A 12,319-nucleotide genomic window follows, 5' to 3' on the forward strand; every position below is an offset into this window, starting at 1 on the left:
CATCAAGAATTCGAAACAACTGGGTGGCTCGTCGACGCAAGCCAGCTTGAATTCGAAATCCCTGATGCTCATAATCTCTCCGTCACCAGCGCAAGCTGGCAGGAGTCTGGATCCTTCTCGGGGTTGATCCAGCGGCGCAGAAGGGGCGAAGCAAGCTCCACTGCGCGTCGAATGAAGCCGCCTTCGGGCGGCTTTGCTTTTTGTGGGGAATTAACGATTGGCTCTCTACTATCACCCCAAACAGGGCGATGTACTGCTCTGCGACTTCACACGAGGTTTTGTTGCCCCGGAGATGCTGAAGATCCGCAAGGTCGTCGTGATATCCCCTACTGCAACCCATAATCGCAAACTCTGCACCGTGGTGCCGATCTCATCTACCGCTCCCGAGATACAGCACGACTGGCACCACTTGCTACGTACAAATCCACTTCAATCCGATGGCTACAAGGCGCTGTGGGTGAAGTGCGACATGATTTATACCGTCAGCTTCGAGCGCCTCGACAAACTCCATAGGAAGACCCGATCGAAAGGGCGCGAGTACTTCGTCCCACGCCTCTGCACCGAGGACATGCGAGGCGTCATCAGCGGTGTCAAAGCCTATCTCCCGCTCTGACCAGAAATTAAAACGCCCCGATCAGTCGGGGCGTTTTAATGGGTGGTGCCTATAGGATGTGGCTTACGACCCAGCCTTAGGCACCGTAGGATCCTTCACCCCACCCTCATCAAACAGATTCAGCTTCTGGCGCAGTTCATGCGCCGGCAATGGCTCTTGCCCTGGCGGAATGGCGTTCGGATCGGTCGGAACCTCACCCGGTGCGCCTGCACCCGGAGTGGGCGGCGGAGCCGGCTGCTGATCACCTTCAATCGCACGCTGGGCCTTTTTGGTCAGCACGACGATATCGATACGGCGGTTGATCGGGTTGAACGGGTCCTTGTGATCAAACAGCTGCGACGATGCAAACCCCACCACCCGCGCCACTTGCGGGTCCGGGTAGCTGCCGGCCACCAGCGCGCGACGTGCGGCGTTGGCACGGTTGGCCGAAAGCTCCCAGTTGCCGAAGTCGCCCTGGCCCGCATACGGCTTGGCGTCGGTGTGGCCGCTGATGCTGATCTTGTTCGGCACCGCCTTGATGGTGTCGGCCATGGCCAGCAGGATGTCTTCAAAGTACGGCTTCAGGCGCGCACTGCCAGAGTCGAACATCGGCCGGTTGGCCGCATCGGTGATCTGGATGCGCAAGCCGTCCGGGGTGATCTCGAACGAAATCTGGTCCTTGAACTTCAGCAGTTGCGGGTTTTCCTCAACCTTGGTCTGCAGTTCTTGCAGCAACAGTTCCAGGCGCTCTTGCTCGACCTGCTCCGCCATGGCCTCAACGGTATCGCGCTCAATCGGGATCTTTTCCTGAGGCGCTTCGGTTTTGACTTCCGGGTTGATAGTGCGCTCAGGCGCCAACTGCGGCGAACCGCCCAGGTCGATCACGAAGGGCGTGCCACTTTCCGAGAAACCAATGGGGTCTTTGAAGTAGCCGGCGATGGCAATCTTCTGTTCCGGCGTGGCGGTGGACATCAGCCACAGCACCAGGAAGAACGCCATCATCGCCGTCGCAAAGTCGGCGAAGGCGATTTTCCAGGCGCCACCATGGTGCCCCGCAGCGAAGCGCTTGACGCGCTTGATGATTATCGGCTGGTTGTTTTCCATGGCTTAGCGACCGCGAACCGCTTGTTCCAACTCGGCGAAGCTTGGGCGATGCTTGGGGTACAGCACTTTACGACCGAACTCCACCGCCAGCGACGGCGGCATGCCGGAAGCGGAAGCCACCAGGCTGGCCTTGATCGATTCGTACAGGTTGATTTCTTCCTTGGCGTCATGGGCCAGGGAGGTGGCCAACGGACCGAAGAAGCCGTAAGCCGCGAGAATACCGAAGAAGGTACCGACCAGTGCCGCACCGACGTGCATACCGATGGCGGCCTGGTCGCCTTCACCCAGGGAGGCCATGGTCACCACGATACCGAGTACCGCCGCGACGATACCGAAACCCGGCATACCATCAGCGATACCGGTCACGGCGTGGGACGGGTGCTCCAGCTCTTCCTTAAGGCTGAACAACTCCATGTCGAACAGGCCTTCCAGCTCATGGGGAGCCATGTTGCCGGAGGACATGATGCGCAAGTAGTCACAGATATAGGCGGTCATGCGCTCATCTTTGAGCACGGCCGGGTACTTGGCGAAAATCGGGCTGGCCGCAGCGTCCTCAATGTCACCTTCGATGGCCATCATGCCTTCGCGGCGGCTCTTGTTGAGGATCTCGTAGACCAGGCCCAACACCTCCAGATAGAAGGTGTGAGTGAAGCGTGAACCGAACATGCCCAGGGATTTCTTGACCACGTGCATCGTCATGTAGCCGGGGTTCGCCTGCAAGAATGCGCCGAATGCCGCACCACCGATGATCAGCACTTCGAAGGGCTGGATCAGCGCAGCAATTTTACCGTGGGACAGGACGTACCCACCGAGCACACTTGCGATGACGACAATGATGCCGATAATTTTAGCCATAGGAGATGAGTACTTGCGCCGTCGGGTTCATGGACATATTGGGGGGAACTGAAAACTCTTGTTCCTCTTATCGGCAAAACTGCGCCAGACTATAGCCCGTTAAGGCGAAAAGCCAGTTCGGCCCGCTCCGGGTGTGTTGACCGCAAGTGATGATCGCGCCCCAATCATGGCTAATGAAACGACAGTCCCAACTGCTAAACCTACCTCTCTCGCCGCTTGGATCAAGCGCCTGGACGATGTGCTGCTGCCTGTTCCACAGGCCAGCCACGACCGTGTGTGCAAGGGCATCCGCGACAGCCGCAGTTCATTGCGCGATATTGCCGAGCTGATGCAAGACAGCCCGGCGCTGGTGCTCAGCGTGATGCGCGAGGCCAACAGCCACACCCATGGCAGCCTGGCTGAGCCGGCAGAAAATCTCGAAGTGGCGCTTAACCGCCTGGGCCTCAAGCGCGCCGAAGAACTGCTGGCGCGCTTGCCCGCAGTGCCCGAAAACGAGATTCCCGTGGCACTGCGCCAATTGTTGCTGGTGAGCCAGCACGCTTCGCAGCAAGCCAACGGTTTGTTCGGCAGCCGCCTGGCGCGCCTGTGGCAAGACATTCACTGGGGTAGCCTGCTGTTTCTGTCGCCGCTGTGGCCGATGGCGGTCGCGTACCCCAAACTCCTGGAAGAATGGGAACTGCGGGTGATCCACAAAGGCCAGTCGGCCCGCGAGGTGGAACAGGCCTTATTCGGCGTGCGCCTGCTGGACCTGTGCGTCGGCCTGACCGACGCCTGGCACCTGCCGATCTGGGTATCCCAGGGCTACAAGCTGCTGTTGACCGAAAAGCGTTTGCTGGTCAAGGCGCTGCATATCGCCCGCGAAGATGACTCCCTGCGCCATCAACAATTGCTCGACGCCGAACCCAACCTGCGCCGCTGGCTCAACCAGCCGGCCAATACGGTGTTGCTGGCCAACGGCCTGGCGATGTCGGCCCAGGAGTCCTGGACCTGCCCGCATACCGAGCGCTGGCAGCGCCTCACGGCGCTGTACCTGCAACAGCCGTTGGGCGAGGTGCAACAACAGGTTCACCAGCAAGCCGTCGCCAGCGCCCGCAACACGTTGATGCCCGACCTCTGGCACCCGGCGCTGTCGCTGATCTGGCCCTGGCATGTGCAGAAAATTCATCGTGGCCTGCTACCCGCGCCACCGCCCACCGCCGAGGCCCTGGCCGTGTGGCGCAAGCGCTGCACCGAGCTGCTGGTAGAGCCCAGCCGCTTTGCCAACGCCATGCACCTGACCACGTGCGCCAAGGAGGCCTTGGTGGCCAGCGGCATGCAGCGGGTCATGCTGCTGATGACCGATCGCGCGCAGAGCATGTTGCGCGTGCACCAGGTCGACGGCCTGCCGAAAGACGCAGCCAACCTGAGCCTGGACGTGGTCAACAGCACGCTGCTGCAACGCCTGCTGGAAAAGTCCGCCCAGGTGCGCCTCACACCGGACAACCATGCGCAGTTCTCGGCGCTGCTGCCGCCGATCCTGCGCCGCCTGTTTACTGGCGAACACCTGTTGCTGCGCTCCCTGAGCTGCAATGGCAAGGTGGTGATGCTGATGGTGGCCGACCAGGGTGGCGGGCCGTTCTCGGAAACCACCGTGCAGGCCTTCGGCAAAACCGCCCAATGCATCGAGAAAGCCCTGCACTGCTTTACCAACCGCAGCGCCTGATGCTTGCGCTACAATCGCGGTCCTTTAATGCCAACATTTGTGCCCAGGAGACCTCACATGCCTGACTTCTCTGGCTTGCCGCTGGTGATCGAATCCGGCGACCTGCTCGGCCGCCTGGAGGCCGAACACCTGATTCTGGTGGACCTCACCAGTGCCGCCCGCTACGCCGAAGGGCATATCCCCGGCGCGCATTTCGTTGACCCCAAGCGCACCCAGTTGGGCCAGGCGCCGGCGCCCGGTTTGCTGCCCAACAAAGCTGACCTGGAAACACTGTTCGGCGAATTGGGCCATACCCCCGACGCCACCTACGTGGTCTATGACGACGAAGGCGGCGGCTGGGCCGGGCGTTTTATCTGGATGCTCGATGTGATCGGCCACCAGAAATACCACTACCTTGACGGCGGCCTGCTGGCGTGGCTGGACGAAAAACACCCGGTCTCCACCGACGTGCCCGCGCCAGTCGGCGGCCCGGTCAGCCTGACGCTGCACGACGGCCCCACCGCTACCCGTGAATACCTGCAAAGCCGCCTGGGCGCGGCCGACCTGGGCATCTGGGACGCACGCGGCCCGCTGGAGTATTCCGGCGAGAAGGTGCTGGCGGCCAAAGGCGGGCATATCCCCGGCGCGGTGAACTTCGAATGGACGGCCGGCATGGACAAGGCACGCAACCTGCGTATCCGCCGCGACATGCCGCAGATCCTCGAAGACCTCGGCCTGACCAAAGACAAAGAAATCATCACCCACTGCCAGACTCACCACCGCTCTGGCTTCACCTACCTGGTGGCCAAGGCGCTCGGTTATCCGCGAGTCAAAGGTTATGCCGGTTCCTGGGGCGAATGGGGCAACCACCCCGACACCCCCGTCGAGATTTAAGGTTTAAGGACAGTAAATGAAAAAGCAGTTGTTTATCCTCAGCCAGTACTTGCTGCCGCACCACCTGCTGTCGCGCCTGGCAGGCTGCATTGCCGAGTGCCGCGTGCGCTGGTTCAAGAATGCCTTCACCGCCTGGTTCGCCAAGCGCTATCAAGTGGACATGTCCCAGGCCCTGGTTGAGGACCTGACCGCTTATGAGCACTTCAACGCCTTCTTCACTCGCGCATTGAAAGACGGCGCACGCCCACTGGATCAAACCCCTGGTGCAGTGTTGAGCCCCGCCGATGGCGCAGTCAGCCAGCTTGGCCCGATCGAGCATGGTCGTGTGTTCCAGGCCAAAGGCCACAGCTTCAGCGTGCTGGAACTGCTGGGTGGCGATGCGGCCTTGTCGGCGCCGTTCATGGGCGGCGATTTCGCCACCGTTTACCTGTCGCCGAAAGACTACCACCGCGTGCACATGCCACTCGCCGGCACTCTGCGCGAGATGGTCTACATCCCTGGACGTATCTTCTCGGTGAACCAGACCACCGCGGAAAACGTACCCGAGCTGTTCGCACGTAACGAGCGCGTTGCGTGCATCTTCGACACCGAACGCGGCCCGATGGCCGTGGTATTGGTGGGCGCGATGATTGTGGCGTCGATTGAAACCGTGTGGGCCGGGCTGGTGACGCCGCCGAAGCGCGAGCTGAAAACCTTCCGCTATGACGAAGCAGCACGTGCGCCGATTCACCTGGAGAAGGGTGCGGAGCTGGGTCGCTTCAAACTGGGTTCGACCGCGATCGTGCTGTTCGGGCCGGATCAGGTGAAGTGGGCGGAAGAATTGGTGGCGGGCAGCCCGGTGCAAATGGGCCAAGGCATCGCCGCGCCTAAAGCTTGACGCAAACTCAATGTGGGAGGGGGCTTGCTCCCGATGGCGGTGTGTCAGCCAACTTATCTGCTGACTGATACACCGCTATCGGGGGCAAGCCCCCTCCCACATTTTGAACTGCGTTTATTCAGTTAAAGCTGACCATCGCGGTCGCGGAAGCCCAACAGATACAACACCCCGTCCAGCCCCAACGTCGAAATCGCCTGCTTGGCCGACTGTTTCACCAGCGGCTTGGCACGGAACGCCACGCCCAACCCGGCAATCGCCAGCATCGGCAAGTCATTGGCCCCATCGCCGACCGCAATGGTCTGTTCCAGGCGCAACCCTTCCTTGTGGGCCAATTCCTTCAGCAAGTCCGCTTTGCGCTGGGCATCGACAATCGGCTCCACCGCCACGCCGGTCACCTTGCCATCCACCACTTCCAGCTCGTTGGCGAACACATAGTCGATGCCCAGCTTGGCCTGCAATTGCTTGGCGAAGTAGGTGAAGCCGCCTGACAGGATGGCGGTCTTGTAACCCAGGCGCTTGAGTTCGGCGAACAGGGTTTCGGCGCCTTCGGTCAGGCGCAGGGAGGCGCCGATGGCGTCCAGCACGCTCACGTCCAGGCCCTTGAGCAGCGCGAGGCGCTCTTTGAAGCTGGCGCGGAAATCGAGTTCACCGGCCATAGCGCGCTCGGTGATTGCGGAAACCTGCTCGCCCACGCCGGCCGCCTTGGCCAGTTCGTCGATGACTTCAGCTTCGATCAGCGTCGAGTCCATGTCGAACACCGCCAGGCGACGGTTGCGACGGAACAGCGAATCTTCCTGGAAGGCGATATCGACGTTCAGCTCCTGGGCCACGCTGAGGAATTCGGCACGCAGGGCTTGCGGGTCGGCCGGTTCACCGCGCACGGAGAACTCGATGCAGCCCTTGCCCTTGTCGGCCGGGGTGTCCAGCGGCATGCGACCCGACAGACGGTCGATATGGTCGATATTCAGGCCATAGTGCGCGGTGATGGAGCTGACGCGCTGCAGTTGCTCGGCGGTGACCTTGCGGGTCAGCAGCGTCACGATATGGCGTTTCTTGCCCTGGCCGGCGACCCACTGCTGGTAGTCCTCTTCGGACACTGGCGTGAAACGCACCTGCTGGTCCAGCTTGTAAGCCGTAAACAGGATGTCCTTGAGTACCGAAGACGCCTGTTCCGTGCTCGGGATCTCGACCAGGATCCCGAACGACAGGGTGTCGTGGATCACCGCCTGGCCGATGTCGAGAATGTTCACACCACCCTGGGCCAGCACTCCCGTAATAGCCGCAGTAAGACCCGGGCGGTCTTCACCAGTGATGTTAATCAGGACAATTTCGCGCAAGGCGCACCCCCAGGCTGGAAAAAAACCGCATTCTACCCACTTTCAGTGACCATCGGGCACAGCCAGCGCTTTGCCGGTCCTAGGGCTGTCGCTATACTGCGCGTCAACTTCACGGACCAAGAGCCGAGCGCAAGTGAACCGGCCCACGCCAGTAAAAACCGATAATTTCTTCCTGCTGATCTTCCGGGCACTGCGCCACCGCCGTGTACCGATCGCATTACGCATCGCCAGCCATAACGTGATCCTGGTCGCCCTGGCCCTGGTGATCTACGCCTGCGTGATGGGTTTGCAGTTCAAGCAGGCCATGCACGAGCAAGCCGATGCCCTGGGCGAGAGCTTGACCACCCAGACCGCCACCTCGGCGACTGAGCTGCTGGTGTCCAACGACATCCTCAGCCTCAACGTGCTGCTCAACAACCTGACCAAGAACCCGCTGGTGGCCCACGCCGCCATCTACAGCGTGGACAACCGGATCATGGCCGAGGCCGGGCAACGCCCGAAAAACGGCTTGCTGGGTGAAGCCGAAGGCCTCTACCAGAGCAACATTACCTTTCAGGATGTGAAGGCCGGCCAACTGCGCATCAGCCTGGACATGCAGCAATTCCAGCAGCCGATGACCATCAGCCTGCAGAGCATGGGGATCCTCAGCGCGATCCTGCTGGCATTGGCCCTGGCCTTGAGCTTACGCCTGGGTCGGCATATTTCCACGCCCTTGATGCAACTGCGTATCTGGCTGCGGGACATTGACGAGCACACCCCGGCCACCGACCGCCAGGATGAAATCGGCGACCTCGCCCGCCAGTTACACGCCAGCTTTGCCCCGGAACCCGTGGTGCCTGAAGTTGAGCCGGAACCGGAGTTCGTCGACACCGACTACGAGCAAGAGCCGGAGTTTGAAGTACGCAACCTGCGTGATCCGGGTTTCGACGAGCGCCCTCCGGTGGCGGGCCTCAAGCCTGCGCCGCGCCATGCATTCAAGGCCGAAGAAGACGAGCTGGACGAAGACGATCCCTTTGCCGACCTGCGTGATACGTCCGCCGACAGCAGCGCCATTGCGCCCAAGCCGGCCCCGGTACGCAGCACCGAGCCGCAATACAGTGCAGTGCTCGCCGTACAACTGGGCGCCCAGGACCAACTGCGCCGCCTGCCCCGCGCCCGCCTGACCGAATTGCTGGAACGCTACCGTGACTGCCTCGACCAGGCTGCTTCGCTGTACCAGAGCGAACTGCACACCCTGAACGATGGCAGCACGTTGATGCTGTTCCACAGCGAAGACAGCGGCGAAGACTACCTGACCAACGCGATTTGCTGCGGCGAGCTGCTGCGCGCCCTGGGCCATGAATTGCAGATCGAAGTGGCCGACAGCGGCATCACCCTGCAATTGCAGCTCGGTCTGACGGTAGGCGACGACCTGTTCGGCATGAGCCAGATCGACCTGTTGCTGACCGAAATGGCCCAGGATGCATTGGCCCTCTCACAACACAGCCGCAACCTGCTGCTGGTGGAGCGCAAGATCAGCGAAGACACGCTGATCCGCCAACGCGCGCGTATCCGCCCGATTGCCAGCCCTGAGGGTGCCAGTTGCGTGGAGCGGTTGATGGAGCCATACCCGTCGATGCTGGAACGGCAGTTGGCGCGGATGCATGAGACCCGCACCAAATAAAACGGTAGGACTCCTGTGGGAGGGGGCTTGCTCCCTCCCACATTGGGTCCGCGGCGTGGCTCAAACCGCGCACAAATAAAAAGGCCCGCTGAGTCAGCGGGCCTTTTTTATGCGCGATTCAGATCAGAACCTGAACACTTCCATGTCCGTACGGATCGGCGTAGCCATCGGCATCTTCGGCTTCTGCGGCTCTGCCGGCTTGGCCTGTACCGGGGCGCTCTGCTTGCGGGGCGCCTCGGCAATCGGCGGTTGGTTGGCCAATGGCTTGAGAGCCACCGACAACTGCTGCGCCAAATGCTGCAACAACACGCCCTGTGCCTGGACCTGGGACGCGGTGCTACCGGTGTGTTCTTCCTGCAGGTGCACGATGCGGTTATCGCGTACCTGGCCACGACGGTCGATCAAGCGCCATTGCGCATCGAGGATCGCCGGTTGCGACGTACCGGAGTCGAGCCGGGTAATGGTCAGCAAGACCTGTACATCCGGCGAAAAACCGGCTGGCGCCGGCGCCAGGACCACACGCTGACTGTCCAACTGACCCGCCACCTGGCGCAACATCAGTTGGTTGATGTCGGACGATAAACTGCCCGCCCAACGACCATCGGTGGAACCTTGCAGGCTGCCGTCGTTCTGACGTTGCAGAAGGGTTTCACGTTGCAGGTAGTCGGCGACGACCACCGGGCCCAGCAACACCGCCATGCCGGCAGTCTGCGCAGGTTGAGCTGGACTTCCGCTGTCCAACTGGTACAGCGACACCGGCTGGTGTGTGCTGCAACCCGCCAGGCCCAAAAGGCCAGCGAGCATGAAAATAAAAGGAAGGCGTGGAGCAGTCATCATCCCATCCAGGTGGCTGCCACAAGGCGAACCACAATGTAATACTAAAAATAACCTAAACACGCTCGGCCACGCCGGCGCTGGAAAGGCCATATCATCCGTGAATATGCGCCATGACTCCAGCGCCAAAGCGTCGATCTACGCGTTAAATCGTAGATCGAGGGCTCTAAAACGCGTTAAACCGGCGTTTCCACCAGCAACGCATCCACTCGCTGGAAGCCCCGAGGCAGTTTGTTACCACGCCGACCACGCTCGCCCTTGTAGTGCTCAAGGTCATCGGGACGCAGTGACAACGTGCGTTTCCCGGCCTGAAGCACCAAGGTTGAGCCTTCCGGGATCACTGCGATGTCGGTCACGTACTCTTCGCGACTGGCCACCCGCTCGCCGGGAATACCAATGATCTTGTTACCCTTGCCTTTGCCCAACTGCGGCAAGTCGCTGATTTTGAACACCAACAAACGCCCTTCGGTGGTCACCGACGCCAGCCAGTTGCTCTCACGGTCGTCGACTGGCCGCGGCAGGATCACCTTGGCGTTGTTCGGCAAGCTCAGCAAGGCCTTGCCCGCTTTGTTCTTGGCCTGCAGGTCTTCACCCTTGACCACAAAACCGTAACCCGCGTCGGAGGCGATCACGTAAAGCGCGTCGTCGTCCGGCAGCAGCACACATTCAAAATTCGCCCCCGGCGGCGGCGTAAGCCGCCCCGTCAACGGCTCGCCCTGGCCCCGTGCCGATGGCAAGGTGTGGGCCGGCACCGAATAACTGCGTCCGGTGGAGTCAATAAACACCGCAAACTGGTTGGAACGCCCGGCGGCAGCGGTCTTGAACCCGTCACCCGCCTTGTACGACAAACCAGTGGCGTCAATATCATGACCCTTGGCGGAACGAACCCAACCCTTTTCCGACAGAACGACGGTAATTTTCTCGTTCGGCAGCAGCTCGGTTTCGGTCAGCGCTTTTGCCTCTGCACGCTGCACGATCGGCGAACGACGGTCATCGCCATAGGTTTCGGCGTCTTTGATCAGCTCGCTGCGCACCAGCTTCTTGAGCTTGGCTTCGCTGCCCAACAGCGCTTGCAGCTTGGCTTGTTCCTTGAGCAACGCGTCCTGTTCGTCACGCAGCTTCATTTCTTCCAGTCGCGCCAATTGGCGCAAGCGGGTGTCAAGGATGTAGTCAGCCTGGATTTCGCTCAGCTCGAAACGCGCGATCAGCTCGGCTTTCGGGTGCTCGGCGGTACGAATGATGTGGATCACTTCGTCCAGGTTGAGGTAGGCGATCAGCAAGCCGTCCAACAGGTGCAAGCGGCGCTCAACCTTATCCAGGCGGAATTGCAGGCGGCGGCGCACGGTATTGATCCGGAACTCCAGCCACTCCACCAGCAGGTTGCGCAAGTTTTTCAGCTGCGGCTTACCGTCCAGGCCGATGATATTGACGTTGACCCGGTAGCTGGACTCCAACTCAGTGCTGGCGAACAGGTGTTGCATCAGCACTTCGTGGTCGACCCGGCTGTTGGTCGGGATGATCACGATGCGGCATGGGTTTTCGTGGTCGGACTCGTCACGCAGGTCGGCGACCTGCGGCAGTTTCGACGGTTTGGCCTGCATCAACGCGGCGATCTGCTCCAGCACCTTGGCGCCCGACACCTGGTGCGGCAGCGCGGTGACGATAATGTCGCCATCCTCGATGTGGTACACGGCACGCATGCGCACCGAGCCCTTGCCGGTTTCGTACATCTTCAGCAGGTCGGCACGCGGCGTGATGATTTCCGCTTCGGTCGGGTAGTCCGGGCCCTGGATGTGCTCGCAGAGTTGCTCCACCGTGGCCTTTGGCTCATCAAGCAAACGCACGCAGGCCGTGGCGACTTCCCGCAGGTTGTGCGGTGGTACATCGGTGGCCATACCGACGGCGATACCGGTGGTGCCATTGAGCAGGATATTCGGCAAACGTGCCGGCAACACCAGCGGTTCGTCGAGAGTGCCGTCAAAGTTCGGCCCCCAGTCCGCAGTGCCCTGCCCCAGCTCGCTCAGCAGTACTTCCGAATAACGCGACAGACGCGCTTCGGTGTAACGCATCGCGGCGAAGGACTTTGGATCATCCGGCGCACCCCAGTTGCCCTGGCCGTCCACCAGCGTGTAGCGGTAGCTGAACGGCTGGGCCATCAGCACCATGGCTTCGTAGCACGCCGAGTCGCCGTGGGGGTGGAACTTACCGAGCACGTCACCGACGGTACGCGCCGATTTCTTGTGCTTGGAATCGGCGTCCAGGCCCAACTCACTCATGGCGTAGATAATGCGCCGCTGTACAGGCTTCAGGCCGTCGCCGATATGCGGCAGGGCACGGTCCATGATCACGTACATGGAGTAGTTGAGGTAGGCATTTTCGGTGAAGTCAGCCAGCGACCGGCGTTCTACGCCGTCTAAGCTGTCTGCGAGGATGTCACTCATGCGGGCCTCATCATTGTTTGGTAAGGCGCAGCGGAACTGCC

Annotated in this window: 10 protein-coding genes; 5 read left to right on the forward strand and 5 right to left on the reverse strand. The window is 61.2% G+C overall.

The genetic code is table 11. From position 1 onward, the window contains the following. The first annotated feature begins 217 nt into the window (after positions 1-217). On the forward strand, positions 218-613 hold the full coding sequence (locus tag K7431_RS15710) for a type II toxin-antitoxin system PemK/MazF family toxin (protein WP_012721907.1): 396 nt from the start codon (positions 218-220) through the stop codon (positions 611-613). 63 nt (positions 614-676) lie between these two features. Here the strand turns inward: K7431_RS15710 and motB are convergent, their stop codons facing one another. Both motB and motA read right to left on the reverse strand, forming a co-directional pair. After that, positions 677-1,696, reverse strand: a complete 1,020-nt coding sequence (gene motB, locus K7431_RS15715) for a flagellar motor protein MotB (protein ID WP_012721906.1) — start codon at positions 1,694-1,696, stop codon at positions 677-679. A gap of 3 nt (positions 1,697-1,699) precedes the next feature. Continuing rightward, entirely contained in the window at positions 1,700-2,551 is an 852-nt protein-coding gene (gene motA / locus K7431_RS15720) for a flagellar motor stator protein MotA (RefSeq protein ID WP_012721905.1), read from the reverse strand. A 166-nt stretch (positions 2,552-2,717) separates the two neighbouring features. On the opposite strand from motA, the gene K7431_RS15725 reads away from it, so the two are divergent. Genes K7431_RS15725 through asd form a run of 3 tightly spaced genes read left to right on the forward strand, consistent with a single transcriptional unit; the run spans position 2,718 to position 6,003 of the window. Continuing rightward, a complete protein-coding gene (locus tag K7431_RS15725; RefSeq protein ID WP_012721904.1) occupies positions 2,718-4,253 on the forward strand; it encodes an HDOD domain-containing protein in 1,536 nt (511 codons plus the stop codon). 57 nt (positions 4,254-4,310) lie between these two features. Continuing rightward, positions 4,311-5,126 carry a rhodanese-like domain-containing protein gene (locus K7431_RS15730; RefSeq protein ID WP_012721903.1) on the forward strand — a complete coding sequence of 272 codons (816 nt, stop codon included), beginning with the start codon at positions 4,311-4,313 and terminating at the stop codon, positions 5,124-5,126. 16 nt (positions 5,127-5,142) lie between these two features. After that, positions 5,143-6,003 carry an archaetidylserine decarboxylase gene (asd, locus tag K7431_RS15735; protein ID WP_012721902.1) on the forward strand — a complete coding sequence of 287 codons (861 nt, stop codon included), beginning with the start codon at positions 5,143-5,145 and terminating at the stop codon, positions 6,001-6,003. Positions 6,004-6,125: 122 nt separating this feature from the next. On the opposite strand, the gene serB is transcribed toward asd, so the two are convergent. Continuing rightward, positions 6,126-7,340, reverse strand: coding sequence for a phosphoserine phosphatase SerB (gene serB, locus K7431_RS15740; protein WP_012721901.1), 1,215 nt, complete (start codon positions 7,338-7,340; stop codon positions 6,126-6,128). 133 nt (positions 7,341-7,473) lie between these two features. Between serB and K7431_RS15745 the strand changes: the two genes are divergently transcribed. Beyond that, a complete protein-coding gene (locus tag K7431_RS15745; protein WP_012721900.1) occupies positions 7,474-9,003 on the forward strand; it encodes an AhpA/YtjB family protein in 1,530 nt (509 codons plus the stop codon). 123 nt (positions 9,004-9,126) lie between these two features. Here the strand turns inward: K7431_RS15745 and K7431_RS15750 are convergent, their stop codons facing one another. Continuing rightward, on the reverse strand, positions 9,127-9,837 hold the full coding sequence (locus tag K7431_RS15750) for a PqiC family protein (protein ID WP_043204688.1): 711 nt from the start codon (positions 9,835-9,837) through the stop codon (positions 9,127-9,129). A gap of 176 nt (positions 9,838-10,013) precedes the next feature. Then, complete coding sequence (parC, locus tag K7431_RS15755; RefSeq protein ID WP_012721898.1) at positions 10,014-12,278, reverse strand: DNA topoisomerase IV subunit A; 2,265 nt, start codon at positions 12,276-12,278, stop codon at positions 10,014-10,016. Positions 12,279-12,319 lie beyond the last annotated feature (41 nt).

The sequence above is a fragment of the Pseudomonas fluorescens group sp. genome, assembly GCF_020093335.1.
Taxonomy (GTDB): domain Bacteria; phylum Pseudomonadota; class Gammaproteobacteria; order Pseudomonadales; family Pseudomonadaceae; genus Aquipseudomonas; species Aquipseudomonas petroselini.